Here is a 17,279-nt window from a genome sequence, read left to right as displayed (position 1 = left end):
TCGATGAACGACACCCGCATCGCCTTCATCGGCGCTGGCAACATGGCCGGCGCCATCATCGGCGGCCTGCTCGCCCAGGGCGTGCCGGCCCGGCAGCTCAGCGCCAGCAATCGCAACCCGGCCAAGCGCGAGGCGCTGGCCCGGGAGCACGGCATCCGCGTCGAGGCCAGCAACAGCGCCGTGCTCGCCGACGCCGATGTGGTGGTCCTGGGCGTGAAGCCCCAGGTGATGGGCGAGGTCTGCCAGGAGTTGGCTCCCCATCTGCGCCCGGACCAGCTGATCGTCTCGGTCGCCGCCGGCATCACCTGCGCCAGCCTGACACGCTGGCTGGGCCAGCGCGCGCTGGTGCGCTGCATGCCCAACGTGCCTTCGCAGCTGCGCCTGGGTGCCAGCGGCCTGTTCGCCAACGACCAGGTCACCGCCGAACAGCGCGCCCGCGCCCAGGAGATCCTCGCCGCGGTCGGCCTGGCCCTCTGGGTCGAGGAAGAACAGCAGCTGGACGCGGTCACCGCCGTCTCCGGCAGTGGCCCGGCTTATTTCTTCCTGCTGATGGAAGCCATGACTCAGGCCGGCACCAAGCTCGGCCTGCCGGCCGCGGTGGCCGAACAGCTGACCCTGCACACCGCCCGCGGCGCCGCCGCCATGGCCTGTCAGGGCGACCGCAGCCCCGAACAATTGCGTCGTTCGGTGATGTCCCCCAAGGGCACCACCGAACGCGCCATCGAAACCTTCCAAGCCGGGGCCTTCGCGGACCTGGTGGAAGAAGCCCTCACCGCCGCGGCCGACCGGGCTGCGGAACTGGCCCAGTTGCCGGATCGATAAGGAGTATCCATGTCCGCTTTCGCGCAAGCCCTCGTCTACGTCATCCAGACCCTCGGCAGTCTCTATCTGCTGATCATCCTGCTGCGTTTCATCCTGCAGCTGGTGCGGGCCGACTTCTACAATCCGCTGTCGCAATTCACCGTGCGCGCCACCCAGCCGCTGCTCAAGCCCGTGCGGCGCATCATTCCCGGCTTCGGCGGCGTCGATCTGGCGGCCCTGGTACTGGCGATCCTGGTCCAGCTGGCGCTGATGATGGTCGTGGTGGTGCTGCTCGGCGCCAGCATCAGCGGTCTGTTCCCCGCCTTGCTGATCTGGGCCCTGCTGGGCGTGGCTTCGCTGTTCCTCAAGGTGTTCTTCTTCGCCCTGATCGTCAGCGTCATCCTCTCCTGGGTCGCGCCCCAGACCCACAACCCCGCCGCCGAGCTGGTCAATCAGATCTGCGAGCCGCTGCTGGCCCCCTTCCGCCGCATCCTGCCGAGTCTGGGTGGCCTGGATCTGTCGCCGATCTTCGCCTTCATCGTGATCAATCTGCTGGATCGCTTCGTCATCGGCCAGCTGGCCGCAGCCACCGGCATGCCGCAGATTCTCGCCCCCTTCCTCTGACGCACCACTCGCGCACCCGCCACGACCGCCTGCCGCGTCGTGGCGGAGGCGGCATTGACGTCCTCTGGACGCTGGGGCACCGTCCAGCCTTTGCTGTCCAGGTCAAGGAAGTCCCCTATGGAACGCCTGTTCCGCCACGTCGATGCCTATGCCACGTGGAAAGCCGAACTCGACACCCAATTGGGCCGCTACCGCGACTGGTTGCAGCGTAATCGTCTGGCCTCCCCGGCACTGGACGCCGCCCTGGCCAGCTGCCAGAGCGAATTGCAGGCCGACGGCATCACCCTGGCCTTCGCCGGCGAGTTCTCCCGCGGCAAGACCGAGCTGATCAACGCCCTCTTCTTCGCCGACTACGGCCAGCGCATGCTGCCGTCCCAGGCCGGGCGCACCACCATGTGCCCCACCGAGATCTTCCATGACGCCGGGGCCGACGGTCCCTATCTGCAGCTGCTGCCCATCGATAGCCGCCTGGACGAACGCAGCCTGGCCGCCTGGCGCAAGACGCCCGAGGCCTGGCAGCGCTTCGCCCTGGACGACCGCCACCCGGACGCCATGGCCGCCCTGCTGGCCAAGGTCACTGAGACCCGCGAGGTGGAAACCGCCGCCGCCGTGCAACTCGGCTTCGATCCCGAGCAGCTGGAACAGCTCGACAGCGCCGGTCTGGTCAGTATCCCGGCCTGGCGCCACGCGCTGATCAGCATCGACCACCCGTTGCTGCGCCAGGGCCTGCGCATCCTCGACACCCCCGGCCTCAACGCCCTGGGCGCCGAACCCGAACTGACCCTGTCGCTGCTGCCCCACGCCCAGGCCGTACTCTTTCTGATCGGTGCCGACACCGGCGTGACCGCTTCGGACCTGGCGCTCTGGGAACAGTGCGTCAAGCCCTCCCTGGGCGATGCCCCGGAGCGGCTGTTCGCGGTGATGAACAAGATCGACAGCCTCTGGGACGACCTCGGCGGGGTCGCCCATGTCGCCCAGTCGCTGGAAAACGTCCGCCAGGCCAGCGCCCGGCAACTGGCGCTGCCGGCCGAGCACATCCTGCCGCTGTCGGCCAAGCAGGCGCTGCTGGGCAAGGTCCGCGGCGATCTGGAACTGCTCGCGCGCAGCCAGCTCGACAGCCTCGAACAGCTGCTCGCCGAACGCATCGTCGGCGCCCGCGAGCGTCTGTTGCAGCAGCGCATCGTGCAGCAGGCCAGTGGTCTGCTGGGCGCCAGCCGTACCCTCATCGAGCAGCGCCTGGAAGCCATTCGCGCCCAGTACGCGCAACTGGCCGACGAGGAATTGCCCGGTGCCGGCCTGGAATTGCAGACCGCTCGCACGCGCCAGGAATACGACCAGTATCACCGTCGCCTGCTGGACCTACGCACCACCCAGAACATGCTGGCCGGGCAGCGCAAGCTGCTGACCGACCTGGTCGCGTCGGAGCGCCTGGACGCCCATCTGGACACCGCCCGCCGGGAATTCCGCAGCAGCCTGACCACCGTCGGCATCAACCAGTCCATCGCCCGTTTCTTTCGCGTGGTCGAGCATGACCTGCTGGCCCTGGACAACGAGGCGGACCGGGCCAACAAGGTGCTCGGCGCAGTCTACCAGCGGCACAATGTCGAGAATCCGCTGCATCCCCTGGAAGCGCCGCGACTGCGCATCCGCCCCTATGTCCGCGAGCTGCGCCAGCTGCAACTCAAGACCGAGGAGGTCCAGCGTCAGGTCAAGACCCTGCTCACCGAGCAGAGCGCCCTGGCCCGCCGCTTCTTCGCCACCGTGGCCCAGGAGGTCCAGGCGCTGCAGGAAGGCGCCCATGCCCAGGTGCTGCGCTGGAACGACGGCGCCCTGACCCCGCTGGTGCAGCACACCCGCGAGCAGAAGCAGCTGCTGGAAACCAGCATGCTGGCACTCAAGCAGCTCACCCAGCAGAACCTCAACAGCCAGGAGCAGGTGCGCCGGCTACAGGTGCACGAGGACGTCCTGCACGGGCAGCTCAGCGAGGTCAGCGACATGCTCAAGCAGATCAGCCGGCCGGCGCCCTCCCAGCGCCACGACAACGTGGTCGCGCTGCCGCTGGCGCGGGTCGGCTAGCGCCATCCGCTACCGTGGCGCGGCCCTTGACCGCCGCGCCACGCCTGCCCTTGCCGCTCCCGGCGGTGCTCTTTAGACTGGCGAGCCCCGCCCCGGACGAGCCGTCAATGCCCAGCGTCATTCCCGAAGATTCCGTCGGCCTGGTCACCCCCGAGCTGCTGCATTTCAGCGAGCCGCTGGCCCTGGCCTGTGGTCGCACCCTGCCGGCCTATGACCTGATGGTCGAGACCTATGGCGAACTCAACGCCAGTCGCAGCAACGCCGTGCTGATCTGCCACGCGCTCTCCGGCCATCACCACGCGGCCGGCTATCACAGCCTGGACGACCGCAAGCCCGGCTGGTGGGACAGCTGCATCGGCCCCGGCAAGCCCATCGACACGCGCAAGTTCTTCGTGGTCGCCCTCAACAATCTGGGCGGCTGCAACGGCTCCACCGGTCCGAGCAGTCCGAACCCCGAGACCGGTCGGGCCTATGGCGCCGACTTCCCGGTGCTGACCGTGGAAGACTGGGTCAACAGCCAGGCACGCCTGGCCGATCGCCTGGGTATCGGGCAGTGGGCGGCGGTGATCGGCGGCAGCCTGGGCGGCATGCAGGCGCTGCAGTGGACCATCAGCTATCCCGAGCGCATCCGCCACTGCCTGGCCATCGCCTCGGCGCCCAAGCTGTCGGCGGAAAACATCGCCTTCAACGAGGTGGCGCGCCAGGCCATCCTCTCGGATCCGGACTTCCACGCCGGCCACTTCCAGGAAAAGGGTGTGATCCCCAAGCGCGGCCTGATGCTGGCGCGCATGGTCGGCCACATCACCTACCTGTCCGACGAGGCCATGGGCGAAAAATTCGGTCGCGAACTCAAGACCGACCAGCTCAACTACGACTTCCACAGCGTCGAATTCCAGGTGGAAAGCTACCTGCGCTACCAGGGCGAAGAATTCTCCGGCCGTTTCGACGCCAACACCTACCTGCTGATGACCAAAGCGCTGGACTACTTCGATCCGGCTCATGCCCATGGCGGCGACCTGGCCAAGACCCTGGCCGGGGTGCAGGCGCGCTTCCTGATCGTCTCCTTCACCACCGACTGGCGCTTCTCGCCGGCGCGCTCCAAGGAGATCGTCAACGCCCTGATGGCCGCTCGCAAGGACGTCAGCTACCTGGAGGTCGACGCGCCCCAGGGCCATGACGCCTTCCTCATTCCCATCCCGCGCTATCTGCAGGCCTTCTCCCACTACATGACCCGCATCGAGGTATAGCTGCCGTGCGCGCCGATCTGGACATCATTCAGGAATGGATCCCCGCCGGCAGCCGGGTCCTCGACCTCGGTTGCGGCACCGGCGAACTGCTCGCCTGGCTGCGCGATCACAAGCAGGTCACCGGCTACGGCCTGGAGATCGACCCGGACAAGATCGCCGAATGCCTGCTCAAGGACGTCAACGTCATCGAGCAGGATCTCGACGGCGGCCTGGCCAACTTCGCCAGTGACAGCTTCGACGTGGTGGTCATGACCCAGTCGCTGCAGGCTATGCAGTACCCGGACCGCATTCTCCAGGAGATGCTCAGGGTCGGTCGCCAGTGCATCATCACCTTTCCCAACTTCGGTCACTGGCGCTGCCGGCTGTACCTGGGCGGCAAGGGGCGGATGCCGGTCTCGGACTTCCTGCCCTACACCTGGTACAACACGCCGAACATCCACTTCTGCACCTTCGAGGACTTCGAGCGCCTCTGCCGCGAACAGCGTGCCCAGGTGCTGGATCGTCTCGCCGTGGACCGCCTGCATCGTCATGGCTGGGCCAGCAAGCTGTGGCCCAACCTGCTCGGCGAGATCGGTATCTACCGGGTCAGCGCGCCGCACCTGCACGACCTGCGCGTCGCGATATGACGTAAGGCACGGGCGGCGCGGCCAGCCTGGGCACGGCTTCGCGTACAATACGCCGCCCTTCTCAACGCGACACGGTGCCCCTCATGTCCGACTTTACCGAACTGGTTCTCGCCAGCCACAACGCCGGCAAGCTCAAGGAACTCCAGGCCATGCTCGGCGACCGGGTGCGGGTGCGCTCGGTGGGCGAATTCAGCCAGGTGGAACCCGAGGAAACCGGGCTGTCCTTTGTCGAGAACGCCATCCTCAAGGCGCGCAACGCCGCGCGGCTGTCCGGTCTGCCGGCCCTGGCGGATGATTCGGGCCTGGCGGTGGACGCCCTCGGCGGCGCCCCTGGTATCTATTCCGCGCGCTACGCCGATGGTCAGGGCGATGCCGCCAACAACGCCAAGCTGCTCGACACCCTGCGTGATGTGCCAGACGCCGAGCGCACCGCCCAGTTCGTCTGCGTGCTCGCCCTGGTGCGCCACGCCGACGATCCGCTGCCAATCCTCTGCGAAGGCCTCTGGCCCGGGCGCATCCTGCATGCCGCCCAGGGCGAGCATGGCTTTGGCTACGATCCGCTGTTCCAGCCCGACGGCGAAGCGGTCTCCGCGGCCGAACTGGCGCCGGCGGAAAAGAACCAGCGCAGCCATCGCGCCCGCGCCATGGCCCAGCTCAAGCAACGGCTCCAGCTGTGACAGACACCTTCGCCTTGCCGCCACTGGCGCTCTACGTCCATATCCCCTGGTGCGTGCGCAAGTGCCCCTATTGCGACTTCAACTCCCATGCCGCTGGCCCGACGCTACCGGAAACGGAGTACGTCGACGCCCTGCTGGCGGATCTGGACCAGGACCTGATCCACGTCCATGGCCGGCCGCTGACCTCGATCTTCTTCGGGGGTGGCACACCCAGTCTGTTTTCCGCTGAGGCCCTGGGTCGCCTGCTGGACGGCGTGGCCCGGCGGCTGAGCCTCGCGCCGGACATCGAGATCACCCTGGAAGCCAATCCTGGCACCTTCGAGCAGGCCAAGTTCGTCGCCTATCGCGGCCTGGGCATCAATCGGCTGTCGATCGGCATCCAGAGCTTCCAGGACGCCAAGCTCAAGGCCCTGGGGCGCATCCACGGCCGCGATGAAGCCATCCGCGCCGCCGACCGGGCGCGCGCCGCCGGCTTCGACAATTTCAACTTGGACCTGATGCACGGCCTGCCCGAGCAGAGCGTCGCCGATGCCCTCGGCGACCTCGAACAGGCCATCGCCCTGGCGCCCACGCACCTGTCCTGGTACCAGCTGACCATGGAGCCCAACACGGTGTTCTGGAGCCAGCCGCCGGAGCTGCCCGAGGACGACACCCTTTGGGATATCCAGGAAGCCGGCCAGGCGCGCCTGGCGACCGCCGGCTACCAGCAGTACGAGACCTCCGCCTATGCCCAGCCCGGGCGCCAGGCGCGGCACAATCTCAACTACTGGGGCTTCGGGGATTTCCTGGGCATCGGCGCCGGCGCCCATGCCAAGCTGAGCGCCCCGGACGGTACCCTGCTGCGTACCTGGAAGACTCGCCTGCCCAAGGACTACCTGGATCCGACCAAGGCCTTCCAAGCCGGCGCGAAACAGTTGGAGCCGGCCGACCTGCCCTTCGATTTCATGATGAACGCCCTGCGCCTGGTGGACGGGGTACCGGCCGCCTGGTATCCACAGCGCACCGGCCAGTCGCTGGACAGTCTGGCACCCGCGCTGGCCGCGGCGCGCCAGGCCGGGCTGCTGGCCGAGGATGCACAGCGCCTGCGCCCCACCGCTCGCGGCCAGCTGTTCCTGAACGACCTCTTGCAATCCTTTCTGCCTGACTGACGAGGAGCTCTGCCTTGGACTTCGTGCTCGACCATATCGCCGACCTCTCCCGCTGGAGCCGCAGCCACCTGGACGAGGTGGCCCTGGCGGTCACCGCTACCCTGCTGGTGCTGTTCGGCAGCCAGGTCAATGGCTTCATCCAGGCGCGCCTGGGCAGCCTGCCGACCGCCATCCGCGTCCCGGCCTTCGCCCTGGCGTGCCTGGCGATCTACGGCGCCGCCATGACCTTCCTGACCCCCTGGGTGGTCAAGGGTCTGGCGCAGTTCAACAACTATGCCCTGGCCCCGGTGCTGCTGATCGGCGTCTGCCTGCTGGGCGTGCTGGCCGAGCGGCGCGGCTAGGGCTGGCCCCGCCGGCAGACGCGGATACTGTCCAGCAGGCACTCCAGTGATTGCGGGCGCCCCAGCAGGAAGCCCTGGAAGGTGTCCACGCCCAGGTCCTTGAGCAATTCGAACTGGGCCTGGGTTTCCACCCCCTCGGCGACGATCTGCATGTCCAGCGCGCGGCACAGGCTGACGATGCCGGCCAGCAGTTGCCGGGATCTGTCGTCAGCGTCCACCGCCAGCAGAAAGCTCCGGTCGATCTTGATGGTGTCGAAGGGCAAGCGGTGCAGATAGCCCAGCGACGAATAGCCGGTGCCGAAGTCATCCATCGCCACCCGAAAGCCCTGCTCGCGCAAGGCGGCCAGGCGCCGCTCCGGCGTGCCCTTCTGCAGGAAGACCGACTCGGTCACCTCCAGCTCCAGTGCCCTGGGCGCGATACCGAATTCGGCACAGGCCGCCGCCAGCACCTCGGCCAGCTCATCATCGGCCACCTGCAGCGGCGAGATGTTGACCGCCACCGGAATCTCCAGGCCGGCGTCCTGCAGGGCCCGAGCGCAAGCGGCCGCGCGGCGGATGGCCAGGCGCCCGAGGGCCGAGGCCATACCGTTCTGCTCGGCCAGGGCGACGAAGACATTGGGCGGCACGGCCCCGACGCCCGGACAATTCCAGCGCGCCAGCAATTCGGCACTTACCATGCGCTGATGGGCATCGAACTTGGGCTGCAGCACAAAGGTGACGAGCTCCGCCTCGATGGCGCCATGCAGATGCGCCAGCAGGGTCACCTTGCTGCGCGCCTCGCTGGTCAGCTGCGGATCATAGCTGCGCACCCGGCTCTTGCCAGCCGCCTTGGCCGCGTACATGGCGGCATCGGCGTTGCGCAGCAGAGTCTCCACATCCAGCCCTTCTTCGGGGGCCAGACTCAGGCCGATGCTGGCCGATACGCGGATATCGTGGCCGGCGATGCATTGCTGCCGACCCACCGCCTGCACCAGCTGTTCGGCCACCTGGCGGGCTTGATCACGATCCCTCACGTCCAGCAGGGCGACGAATTCATCGCCGCCCCAGCGTGCCAGTACCTCACTAGTTCCCAGCACCTGGCGCAACTCCCGCACCAGGGCGCAGAGCAGCTCGTCACCGGCCGCGTGACCCAGGGAGTCGTTGACCTCCTTGAAGCCGTCGACATCGATGAACAGCACGGCGAGGCTGCCGGTCTCGTCCAGGTCCTGCAGGCGCGCCTCGAAAGCCTGGTAGAAGGAGGTCCGGTTGGGCAACTGGGTCAGGGCATCGCTCAGGGCCATGCGCTCCAGGGCCTGCTCGGCGCGCTTGCGCTCGGTGATGTCCCTCAGGCTGGCGACCACATAGCCTTCGCGATCCGCCTCGCCGGCAAAGCGGCTCAGGCTGATCTCCACCGGCGTGACGCGCTTGGCGGAGACGTGGAACTGGGCTTCGCACAGGGCATAGCCGTCGCGCTCGAAGGTGCGGATGGCCGCTTCGGGCAACTTGATGTAGTGGGACAGGTACTGACCGCTGACACTGCGCTCCGCGCTGAGCATCAGGGCGCGCAGGGCGTCATTGGCTTCAATGATCTGACCGCTTTCGGTCAGCACGGCCATGGCGTCGCGGCAGAGGGCGAAGGCCGAGGCGATGAGGTGCAGCGAGCGTTCGGTGCGCTGCCGGGCGCTGCGTTCGACTTCGAGCCAGCGCCGTACGGCGTGCAACTCGGCCGCGGGCGAATCGGGACGTACCCGGTCCGTCATCGGATCCGCCCCTCACAAAGGGCGGCACATGGCCGTTTAGCGTTCTTGTAATGGGCTGACATCCAGGCGTCTCTGTGAATTCGACTGCAACCGCCATCACAGCAGGGCAATTGGCCATCATGCCAATTGCCCGTCGGCAGCTCAAGGTCGATTCGTCAGCGATACACGGTCAGCTCTGACGTTCGAACTTGAGATCCCAGACCCCATGCCCCAGGCGTTCGCCACGGCGTTCGAACTTGGTGATGGGTCTTTCCTCGGGGCGCGGCACATAGCCCGAGGCGTCGCCGAGATTACGGTAACCCGGGGCGGCGTTCATGATCTCGAGCATGTGTTCGGCATAGGCCTGCCAGTCGGTGGCCATGTGCAGCACCCCGCCGACCTTGAGCTTCTGCCTGACCAGCTCGGCGAAGGCCGGCTGGACGATACGGCGCTTGTGGTGGCGGCTCTTGTGCCAGGGATCGGGAAAGAACAGCAGCACCCGGTCCAGGCTGGCATCGGCCACGCACTGGCGCAGCACTTCCAGGGCATCGCAGCTGTAGACCCGCAGATTGGTCAGTTCCTGGGTCATGGCGCCGTTGAGCAGCGCGCCCACGCCCGGGCGATGCACCTCGACGCCGATGAAATCCTGCTCCGGCGCGGCAGCGGCCATTTCCAGGGTGGAATGGCCCATGCCGAAGCCGATCTCGAAGGTGCGCGGCGCCTGACGCCCGAACACCCGGTCGAAATCCCGCAGGCCGTCGGTCAGCTCCAGACCGAAGCGCGGCCAACCCTGGTCGAGACCGCGTTGCTGGCCTTCGGTCATGCGGCCAGCGCGCATCACGAAGCTCTTGATGGTGCGCCGGGGGCGGTCGGGGGTCTGGTCGTCTTGATGTTCGGTCATGGCGTTATCGATAGTGGGAAAAAGAGACGCCCGGCACGGAGCCGGGCGCACGGGGGTTCGCTCGCGGATCAGCCGACCAGGCCGTCCAGCGGCGAGGACGCCGTGGCATAGAGCTTGCGCGGCATGCGCCCGGCCAGATAGGCCAGGCGACCGGCGACGATGGCGTGCTTCATGGCTTCGGCCATCAGCACCGGCTCGCGGGCATGGGCGATGGCGCTGTTCATCAGCACCGCCTCGCAGCCCAGCTCCATGGCGATGGTGGCGTCGGAGGCGGTACCCACCCCCGCGTCCACCAGCACCGGCACCTTGGCCTCTTCGAGGATGATGCGCAGGTTGTAGGGATTGCAGATCCCCAGACCCGAGCCGATCAGACCGGCCAGCGGCATGACCGCGATGCAGCCGATGGCTTCCAGCTGGCGGGCGACGATGGGGTCGTCGCTGGTGTAGACCATGACGTCGAAGCCGTCGGCGACCAGGGTTTCGGCGGCCTTGAGGGTCTCGATGACATTGGGGAACAGGGTCTTCTGGTCGGCCAGGACTTCCAGCTTGACCAGATTGTGGCCGTCCAGCAGCTCGCGCGCCAGGCGGCAGGTGCGTACCGCCTCCACCGCGTCATAGCAGCCGGCGGTGTTGGGCAGGATGGTGTAGCGCTCGGGCGAGATCACGTCGAGCAGATTGGGCTCGCCGGGCGTCTGGCCGATGTTGGTACGGCGCACCGCCACGGTGACGATCTCGGCACCGGAGGCCTCGATGGCCACGCGGGTCTCTTCGAGGTCACGATACTTGCCGGTACCGACCAGCAGGCGCGAGGCATAGGTGCGCCCGGCCAGGGTGAAGGGAGTGTCTTTCATCTGGATTCCTCTTGCGCGGCTAGCCGCCGCCGATGGCGTGGACCACTTCCAGCCGGTCGCCATCCGCCAGGGCGGTGGTGGCGTGCTGGCTGCGCGGCACGATGTCGAGGTTGCGTTCCACCGCCACTCGCCGTCCGGTCAGGTCGAGACGCACGAGCAGGTCGGCGACGGTGGCACCGTCCGGCAATTCAAGGGATTCGCCGTTCAACAGGATCTGCATGGCAAAGGCATCGTCACGGGGTGAGCCGGCATTCTACGCCGGTCGGGCGTTCATTGCAGCGGCGCCGGGCCGGGAACGACGGCCAGCGCGCGCTCAGAGACTGCTCAAACGCCAGGCGAGGATGGCCAGGCAGGCCCAGCCGGCGAGAAAGCACAGGCCGCCGAAGGGGGTGATGATGCCCAGCCGCGAGATGCCGGTCAGCGTCAGCAGATAGAGGCTGCCGGAAAACAGCAGGATGCCGGCGATGAAAAAGCCACCGGCCCAGGCCACCAGGCGCCCCTGGAAGTGCAGCGACAGCAGGGCGACGCCAAACAGCGCCAGGGCGTGGATGAGCTGATAGAGCACGCCGGTCTGGAACACCGCGAGGTAGTCGGCGGTGAGCCGGCCCTTGAGTCCATGGGCGGCGAAGGCGCCGAGTCCGACACCGGTGAAGCCGGCCAGGGCCGCGAACAGCAGGAAGAGACGCAACATGGGTTTTACCGGGCGATGGAGGAGAAGCGCTGGTTATAATGGCCCGCTAACCGCCAAAGACCAAGCCGATGCTGCTTACCCTCCTCCGCCGTCTCCTGCGTATCGCCCTCTGGTTCGCCGCCCTCAGCGCCGCCCTGGTGCTGATCCTACGCTGGGTACCGCCACCGGGCAGCATGCTGATGGTGGAGCGCAAGGTCGAATCCTGGATCGACGGCAAGCCCATCGACCTGCAGCGCGACTGGCGGCCCTGGAAGGAGCTGCCGGACGATCTCAAGATGGCGGTGATCGCCGGTGAAGACCAGCACTTCGCCGAGCACTGGGGCTTCGACATGGCGGCGATCCGCCAGGCCTTCAGCCACAACGAAGCCGGCGGTTCCCTGCGCGGCGCCAGCACCATCAGCCAGCAGACCGCCAAGAATCTCTTTCTCTGGAGCGGTCGCAGCTATCTGCGCAAGGCCTTCGAAGCCTGGTTCACCGTGCTGCTGGAAACCTTCTGGTCCAAGCAGCGCATCCTCGAGGTCTATCTCAACAGCGTGGAATGGGACGACGGCGTGTTCGGCGCCGAGGCCGCGGCCCGTCACCATTTCGGCATAGGCGCGCCCTACCTCTCCGACCGCCAGGCCAGCCTGCTGGCCGCGGTGCTGCCCAATCCTCGCGAATGGAGCCCGAGCCGCCCCAGCGCCTACGTCGCCGAACGCGCCGCCTGGATCCGCCAGCAGGAACGCCAGCTGGGCGGCAGCGACTATCTGCGGCGGATGACCGGACAGTGAGCCAGGGGCAAATTCAGCAGGGATCACCGGCGGATTTCGACCGCTTGCTAGTGGTCTGGGAAGAGGCGGTCCGGGCGACGCATGATTTTCTCGATGAAGCGGACATTGATCCGTTGCGCCGCCTGGTTCGCGACCACGCGCTGCCGGCCGTTGACTTGCGGGTCTACCGCGATGGCCAGGGCGTCATCCAGGGCTTCGCCGGTACCGACGGCGACCGCCTGGAGATGCTGTTCGTGTCCAACGCGGTTCGGGGCACCGGTATAGGGCGGCAACTGGTGGAGCAGGTCATCATCGAGCGGGGCATCCGCCATGTCGACGTCAACGAGCAAAATCCCCAGGCCCTAGGGTTCTATCGGCACCTTGGTTTCGAGCAAGTGGGCCGCTCTCCACTGGACGGCCAGGGCCGGCCCTTTCCGCTGCTGCACCTGCGCCTCGCTGAGACCTAGCAAGGCAGGCGGCAGACTTGTCCACCCTAAAGCCCTTTCCTGCCCCAGGCTCCCAGAGCTAGAGCGTTCGCGGCTCGAGAACGCTCTTTGTGCCGCCCTGTGCAGGCGCTTGGGCAGCGCTCCTGGGATCACGACCATAAAAAAACCGCGCCCTGGAGCGCGGTTTTTCGATTGCCAACCAGATCAGGCGGCGATGTTGCCCTTGAGCTTGTTCATCGCGTTCTTTTCCAGCTGACGGATACGTTCCGCCGAGACGTTGTACTTGGCCGCCAGCTCGTGCAGCGTCGCCTTTTCCTCGGCCAGCCAGCGCTGGTAGAGGATGTCGCGGCTGCGGTCGTCCAGGCGTTCCAGGGCCTCGTGCAGATTGGCCGTGGAGCTGTCGGTCCAGTCGGCTTCTTCCAGCTGACGCGCCGGATCGTAACGGCTGTCTTCCAGGTACTGGGCCGGCGACTGATAGGCCGCATCGTCATCGGCATCGCTGGCCGGGTCGAAGGCCATGTCATGACCGGTCAGACGGCTTTCCATCTCGCGCACTTCCCGGGGCTCGACGCCCAGGGTTTCGGCCACGCGATGGACCTCGTCGTTGTTCAGCCAGGCCAGCCGCTTCTTCTGGCTGCGCAGGTTGAAGAACAGCTTACGCTGCGCCTTTGTGGTGGCGACCTTGACGATCCGCCAGTTGCGCAGGATGAATTCGTGGATTTCCGCCTTGATCCAGTGCACGGCAAAGGACACCAGACGTACGCCCATTTCGGGATTGAAGCGCTTCACGGCCTTCATCAGGCCGACGTTACCTTCCTGGATCAGGTCGGCCTGGGCCAGACCATAGCCGGAATAGCTCTTGGCGATATGCACCACGAAACGCAGATGCGCGAGCACCAACTGCCGGGCGGCCTCAACGTCTTCCTTGTAGAAGAGGCGCTCGGCCAGTTCACGCTCCCGCTCCGGAGTGAGCAGCGGAATGCTGTTCACCGAATGCACATAGGCTTCCAGGCTGGCGCCGGGAACCAATGTAGGAACAGGTTGCAACGAAGTGGTCATGCGAATCCTCCGATTCACTAAGCACTGGGCAGTCTAACACTGATTTTTTGGACAGCGCCAGACTAGCCGAGGTTCCCTTAACCCCAGCTGAAAACGGTCGTGAAAGCCGTGTGCCATCAGGGGTTTAGACCGTTTCCGAACGTGTCGGAAACGGTCGTTCGTCAGCGCGGTGCGAGTTCGCGCAGGTGACGGGCAACGGCCAGCCAGGCGCCGATGTAGCCGAGCAGCACGGCGCCGATCAGCAGTTGCAGCCCGTCTTCGATGGCGACACTGCCCAGGGCGAAATCGCTGCCGTAGAGGCCGGCCAGATCCAGCACCGCGCCGTTGAGCCAGTTGAGGCCGAACACCAGCAGCGCCCAGGCGGCGATGCCGGCGCCCAGGCCGAATAGCGCGCCCATGTAGAGGAAGGGCCGACGCACGTAGCCGTCGGTGCCGCCCACCAGCTTGACCACCTCGATCTCGGTGCGGCGATTCTCGATGGCCAGGCGGATGGTGTTGCCGATCACCAGCAGCAGGGCGATCACCAGCACCACGGTCAGGCCGAAGACGAAGCGCTCGCCGAGCTTGAGGATGGCGGTGAGGCGCTCGACCCACTGCATGTCCAGTTGCACCTGCTGCACGCCGTTCATCTCGGCCAGCTGGCTGCGCAGCATGTCGAGGCGACTCTTGTCGATTTCCTTGGGGGTCACGGCGATGACGCCGGGCAGCGGATTCTGCGGCAATTCGCGCAGCGCCTCGCCCAGGCCGGCGTCCTGCTGCAATTCCTTCAGGGCGTCGTCCGGGCTGATCCAGCGCGCCTCGGCGACATCGGGCAGGACCTTGATCTGGCTCATCAGCACCTCGGCCTGGTCCTGGCCGGTGCGCAGGTCGAGGAACACCGAGATCTGCGCCGCACGCTGCCAGGAGCCGCCCAAGCGCTCGACGTTCTTCAGCAGCAGCGACACCCCCATGGGCAGCGCCAGGGCGATACCCATCACCAGGCAGGTGAGAAAGGTGCCTATGGGCTGCTGAACCATGCGCCTGAGGCTATCCCTCAGACCGGTGCGGTGGGCTTCGAGGTAGGCATGCAGCGGGCTGCGCCAATCGCTCTTGGGTTTCTTCGGGGCCTGACGCTGCGGACGCTGGGGCTTGCCGCCCTGTTCCTGGCCACGGGGCAGTTCGGTGGCGCTCATGGCTGGCTCTCCTCTTCGTCGCCGATCAGGCGGCCGCGCTGCAGGGTCAGCATGCGATGGTGCAGCCGGGCGATGAGGGCATGGTCGTGACTGGCGATCAGCACCGTGGTGCCGAGGCTGTTGATGTCCTCGAAGACGCCCATGATCTCCGAGGCCAGGCGCGGATCGAGGTTGCCGGTGGGTTCGTCGGCGAGCAGCAGGGCCGGCCGATGCACCACCGCGCGGGCGATGCCGACCCGCTGCTGCTGGCCGGTGGAGAGCTCGGCCGGATAGTCGTCGAGCTTGTCCTTGAGGCTGACCCGCTCCAGCGCCGCGGCCACGCGCTTGGCGATCTCGGGCTTGGACAGGCCGAGGATCTGCAGCGGCAGGGCGACGTTGTCGAACACGGTGCGGTCATAGAGCAGCTGGTGGTTCTGGAAGACCACGCCGATCTGCCGGCGCAGGAAGGGAATCTGCGCATTGGTGATGCGCGAGATGTCCTGGCCGGCCAGGGTCAGCTTGCCGCCGGTGGGCCTTTCCATGGCCAGGATCAGCCGCATCAGGGTGCTCTTGCCGGCGCCGGAATGCCCGGTGACGAAGAGGATTTCGCCGCGTTCGGCACGGAAGCTCAGTTCCTGCAGGCCGACGTGACCGTTGGGATAGCGCTTGGAGACGCGGTCGAACTGGATCATGAGACGCCCCGCTCCGCGAACAGGGCCTGGACGAAGGGCCGCGCCTCGAAGGGCCGCAGGTCGTCGATACTCTCGCCAACGCCGACATAGCGGATCGGCAGGGCGCTCTGCTTGGCCAGGGCGAAGATCACCCCGCCCTTGGCGGTGCCGTCGAGCTTGGTCAGGGCCAGGCCGGTCAGGGGCACGGCGTTGTGGAACTGCTTGGCCTGGTTGAGGGCGTTCTGGCCGGTACCGGCGTCCAGCACCAGCAGGGTCTCGTGGGGCGCCGCCTCGTCCAGCTTGCCGATCACCCGGCGCACCTTGCGCAGCTCTTCCATGAGGTTGTCCTTGGTGTGCAGGCGGCCGGCGGTGTCGGCGATCAGCACATCGATGCCACGGGCCTTGGCGGCTTGCACCGCGTCGAAGATCACCGAGGCGGAGTCGGCACCGGTGTGCTGGGCGATCACCGGGATGCGGTTGCGCTCGCCCCAGACCTGCAACTGCTCCACGGCGGCGGCGCGGAAGGTGTCGCCAGCGGCCAGCATGACCTTCTTGCCGTCGTTCTGCAGGCGCTTGGCCAGCTTGCCGATGGTGGTGGTCTTACCGGCGCCGTTCACACCGACCACCAGGATGACGTATGGCTTGTGCGAGGTGTCGATCACCAGCGGCTGTTCCACCGGCAGCAGCATCTCGGTGAGCTCCTGCTGCAGGGCCTGATAGAGCGCCTCGCTGTCGGCCAGCTGCTTGCGCGCCACCTTCTGGGTCAGGTTGCGCATGATGACGCCAGTGGCCTCGACGCCGACGTCGGCGGTCAGCAGGCGGGTTTCCAGCTCTTCGAGCAGGTCATCGTCGATGACCTTCTTGCCGAGGAACAGGCTGGCCATGCCCTCACCGAGGCTGGCGCTGGTCTTGGACAGCCCCTGACGCAGACGAGCGAAGAAACCCAGCTTGGTTGGTTCGGCCGGAGCGGCGGCAACGGCGGGTGGAGCGGGTTCGGGTTCCGGCGCAACCACCTCAGGCTCAGGACGTACCGGGGCGACGGGTACGACCGGGGCTGGAGCAGGCTCGGGCTCTACGACAGGCGCAGGAACTACCGGTGCCAGTGGCGCGACCGGCGCCGATACCGGCTCGGGCTCTGTCTCGGGCACAACTACCGGCTCGACCTCGACCGGCGGCAGGATGGGATCGGCCACCAGCGGCTCGACCAGCGCCGTCAGGGCCACCGGCGACGGGGCCTCCTCTTCGGCGACCGGGGTCAGCGAGGGGATCGCCTCCGGCGGCTCGGGTACCGGCTCCGGATGCTGCACCGGTTCGCTGGTCAGCGGCTCGGGCAAGCGCTCTTCGGCTTCGGGCGCGGCGGCGGGGGCTTCGGCCGGCGTCGCTACGGGTTCGGCAGTCTTCTTGCGGAACCAGCCGAACAGGCCTTTCTTCTCCGCGGGGGGAGACTTCTTGTCGTCGGATCCAAACATGCAGGGCTCTGTATCGAACGGACGAGCCAGCTG

19 protein-coding genes are annotated in these 17,279 nt (G+C 67.0%); 10 read left to right on the top strand and 9 right to left on the bottom strand.

Annotated features, from left to right (window positions below):
• The first annotated feature begins 3 nt into the window (after window positions 1–3).
• From proC to V6W80_RS03285, 8 genes are all read left to right on the top strand, one after another.
• Window positions 4–822: a pyrroline-5-carboxylate reductase gene (gene proC / locus V6W80_RS03320; protein WP_017640988.1), complete on the top strand. Its 819-nt coding sequence runs from the start codon at window positions 4–6 to the stop codon at window positions 820–822.
• 9 nt (window positions 823–831) lie between these two features.
• Window positions 832–1,425 (top strand): YggT family protein, encoded by a 594-nt coding sequence (locus tag V6W80_RS03315; protein ID WP_338545836.1) that lies wholly within the window; start codon window positions 832–834, stop codon window positions 1,423–1,425.
• Window positions 1,426–1,542: 117 nt separating this feature from the next.
• A complete protein-coding gene (locus V6W80_RS03310) occupies window positions 1,543–3,501 on the top strand; it encodes a dynamin family protein (protein ID WP_184292033.1) in 1,959 nt (652 codons plus the stop codon).
• Between the two features lie 107 nt (window positions 3,502–3,608).
• On the top strand, window positions 3,609–4,748 hold the full coding sequence (gene metX, locus V6W80_RS03305; protein ID WP_064309246.1) for a homoserine O-succinyltransferase MetX: 1,140 nt from the start codon (window positions 3,609–3,611) through the stop codon (window positions 4,746–4,748).
• Between the two features lie 5 nt (window positions 4,749–4,753).
• The gene (gene metW, locus V6W80_RS03300) at window positions 4,754–5,374 is read left to right on the top strand and encodes a methionine biosynthesis protein MetW (protein ID WP_017640992.1); all 621 of its coding nucleotides are present in this window, start codon (window positions 4,754–4,756) and stop codon (window positions 5,372–5,374) included.
• A gap of 83 nt (window positions 5,375–5,457) precedes the next feature.
• Window positions 5,458–6,051: an RdgB/HAM1 family non-canonical purine NTP pyrophosphatase gene (rdgB, locus tag V6W80_RS03295; protein WP_338545835.1), complete on the top strand. Its 594-nt coding sequence runs from the start codon at window positions 5,458–5,460 to the stop codon at window positions 6,049–6,051.
• Window positions 6,048–7,199 carry a radical SAM family heme chaperone HemW gene (gene hemW / locus V6W80_RS03290; protein WP_338545834.1) on the top strand — a complete coding sequence of 384 codons (1,152 nt, stop codon included), beginning with the start codon at window positions 6,048–6,050 and terminating at the stop codon, window positions 7,197–7,199. The genes rdgB and hemW overlap by 4 nt, the downstream gene beginning before the upstream one ends.
• 14 nt (window positions 7,200–7,213) lie before the next feature.
• Window positions 7,214–7,540, top strand: coding sequence for a DUF3392 family protein (locus V6W80_RS03285; protein WP_017640995.1), 327 nt, complete (start codon window positions 7,214–7,216; stop codon window positions 7,538–7,540).
• On the opposite strand, the gene V6W80_RS03280 is transcribed toward V6W80_RS03285, so the two are convergent.
• The 5 genes from V6W80_RS03280 to V6W80_RS03260 all read right to left on the bottom strand — a co-directional run bounded on the left by V6W80_RS03280 (window position 7,537) and on the right by V6W80_RS03260 (window position 11,701).
• The gene (locus tag V6W80_RS03280; RefSeq protein ID WP_338545833.1) at window positions 7,537–9,279 is read right to left on the bottom strand and encodes a putative bifunctional diguanylate cyclase/phosphodiesterase; all 1,743 of its coding nucleotides are present in this window, start codon (window positions 9,277–9,279) and stop codon (window positions 7,537–7,539) included. The genes V6W80_RS03285 and V6W80_RS03280 overlap by 4 nt on opposite strands.
• 169 nt (window positions 9,280–9,448) lie before the next feature.
• Window positions 9,449–10,159: a tRNA (guanosine(46)-N7)-methyltransferase TrmB gene (gene trmB / locus V6W80_RS03275; RefSeq protein ID WP_338545832.1), complete on the bottom strand. Its 711-nt coding sequence runs from the start codon at window positions 10,157–10,159 to the stop codon at window positions 9,449–9,451.
• 68 nt (window positions 10,160–10,227) lie between these two features.
• Window positions 10,228–11,010 carry a thiazole synthase gene (locus V6W80_RS03270; protein WP_338545831.1) on the bottom strand — a complete coding sequence of 261 codons (783 nt, stop codon included), beginning with the start codon at window positions 11,008–11,010 and terminating at the stop codon, window positions 10,228–10,230.
• A 19-nt stretch (window positions 11,011–11,029) separates the two neighbouring features.
• Window positions 11,030–11,230 carry a sulfur carrier protein ThiS gene (gene thiS, locus V6W80_RS03265; RefSeq protein WP_007161653.1) on the bottom strand — a complete coding sequence of 67 codons (201 nt, stop codon included), beginning with the start codon at window positions 11,228–11,230 and terminating at the stop codon, window positions 11,030–11,032.
• 93 nt (window positions 11,231–11,323) lie between these two features.
• Window positions 11,324–11,701, bottom strand: a complete 378-nt coding sequence (locus V6W80_RS03260; protein WP_183633661.1) for a DUF423 domain-containing protein — start codon at window positions 11,699–11,701, stop codon at window positions 11,324–11,326.
• Between the two features lie 68 nt (window positions 11,702–11,769).
• Here V6W80_RS03260 and mtgA point away from each other — a divergent pair, with 68 nt between their 5' ends.
• A complete protein-coding gene (mtgA, locus tag V6W80_RS03255) occupies window positions 11,770–12,471 on the top strand; it encodes a monofunctional biosynthetic peptidoglycan transglycosylase (RefSeq protein ID WP_007161651.1) in 702 nt (233 codons plus the stop codon).
• Entirely contained in the window at window positions 12,468–12,917 is a 450-nt protein-coding gene (locus V6W80_RS03250) for a GNAT family N-acetyltransferase (RefSeq protein WP_338545830.1), read from the top strand. The genes mtgA and V6W80_RS03250 overlap by 4 nt, the downstream gene beginning before the upstream one ends.
• 183 nt (window positions 12,918–13,100) lie before the next feature.
• Here V6W80_RS03250 and rpoH read toward each other — a convergent pair whose 3' ends face one another.
• The 4 genes from rpoH to ftsY form a co-directional block, all read right to left on the bottom strand.
• Entirely contained in the window at window positions 13,101–13,955 is an 855-nt protein-coding gene (gene rpoH / locus V6W80_RS03245; protein ID WP_007161649.1) for an RNA polymerase sigma factor RpoH, read from the bottom strand.
• 161 nt (window positions 13,956–14,116) lie between these two features.
• The gene (gene ftsX / locus V6W80_RS03240; RefSeq protein WP_017641003.1) at window positions 14,117–15,127 is read right to left on the bottom strand and encodes a permease-like cell division protein FtsX; all 1,011 of its coding nucleotides are present in this window, start codon (window positions 15,125–15,127) and stop codon (window positions 14,117–14,119) included.
• The gene (gene ftsE, locus V6W80_RS03235) at window positions 15,124–15,798 is read right to left on the bottom strand and encodes a cell division ATP-binding protein FtsE (RefSeq protein WP_007161647.1); all 675 of its coding nucleotides are present in this window, start codon (window positions 15,796–15,798) and stop codon (window positions 15,124–15,126) included. The genes ftsX and ftsE overlap by 4 nt, the downstream gene beginning before the upstream one ends.
• Window positions 15,795–17,246: a signal recognition particle-docking protein FtsY gene (ftsY, locus tag V6W80_RS03230; RefSeq protein ID WP_338545829.1), complete on the bottom strand. Its 1,452-nt coding sequence runs from the start codon at window positions 17,244–17,246 to the stop codon at window positions 15,795–15,797. Before ftsY ends, ftsE begins: the two co-directional genes overlap by 4 nt.
• Window positions 17,247–17,279 lie beyond the last annotated feature (33 nt).

Source organism: Pseudomonas benzopyrenica, from assembly GCF_036884265.1.
GTDB lineage: Bacteria > Pseudomonadota > Gammaproteobacteria > Pseudomonadales > Pseudomonadaceae > Chryseomonas > Chryseomonas benzopyrenica.
The sequence above is the reverse complement of the archived record's forward strand: the minus strand, read 5'-3'. Positions and strand labels throughout refer to the sequence as shown.

What these genes read in the sequence shown, in the direction of transcription:
- proC (WP_017640988.1), top strand. Translation starts at nt 4, where the DNA reads ATGAACGACACCCGCATCGCCTTCATCGGCGCTGGCAACATGGCCGGC.
- ftsE (WP_007161647.1), bottom strand. Translation starts at nt 15,798, where the DNA reads ATGATCCAGTTCGACCGCGTCTCCAAGCGCTATCCCAACGGTCACGTC.
- trmB (WP_338545832.1), bottom strand. Translation starts at nt 10,159, where the DNA reads ATGACCGAACATCAAGACGACCAGACCCCCGACCGCCCCCGGCGCACC.
- V6W80_RS03315 (WP_338545836.1), top strand. Translation starts at nt 832, where the DNA reads ATGTCCGCTTTCGCGCAAGCCCTCGTCTACGTCATCCAGACCCTCGGC.
- rpoH (WP_007161649.1), bottom strand. Translation starts at nt 13,955, where the DNA reads ATGACCACTTCGTTGCAACCTGTTCCTACATTGGTTCCCGGCGCCAGC.
- thiS (WP_007161653.1), bottom strand. Translation starts at nt 11,230, where the DNA reads ATGCAGATCCTGTTGAACGGCGAATCCCTTGAATTGCCGGACGGTGCC.
- V6W80_RS03310 (WP_184292033.1), top strand. Translation starts at nt 1,543, where the DNA reads ATGGAACGCCTGTTCCGCCACGTCGATGCCTATGCCACGTGGAAAGCC.
- ftsY (WP_338545829.1), bottom strand. Translation starts at nt 17,246, where the DNA reads ATGTTTGGATCCGACGACAAGAAGTCTCCCCCCGCGGAGAAGAAAGGC.
- metX (WP_064309246.1), top strand. Translation starts at nt 3,609, where the DNA reads ATGCCCAGCGTCATTCCCGAAGATTCCGTCGGCCTGGTCACCCCCGAG.
- rdgB (WP_338545835.1), top strand. Translation starts at nt 5,458, where the DNA reads ATGTCCGACTTTACCGAACTGGTTCTCGCCAGCCACAACGCCGGCAAG.
- mtgA (WP_007161651.1), top strand. Translation starts at nt 11,770, where the DNA reads ATGCTGCTTACCCTCCTCCGCCGTCTCCTGCGTATCGCCCTCTGGTTC.
- ftsX (WP_017641003.1), bottom strand. Translation starts at nt 15,127, where the DNA reads ATGAGCGCCACCGAACTGCCCCGTGGCCAGGAACAGGGCGGCAAGCCC.
- V6W80_RS03270 (WP_338545831.1), bottom strand. Translation starts at nt 11,010, where the DNA reads ATGAAAGACACTCCCTTCACCCTGGCCGGGCGCACCTATGCCTCGCGC.
- V6W80_RS03260 (WP_183633661.1), bottom strand. Translation starts at nt 11,701, where the DNA reads ATGTTGCGTCTCTTCCTGCTGTTCGCGGCCCTGGCCGGCTTCACCGGT.
- V6W80_RS03280 (WP_338545833.1), bottom strand. Translation starts at nt 9,279, where the DNA reads ATGACGGACCGGGTACGTCCCGATTCGCCCGCGGCCGAGTTGCACGCC.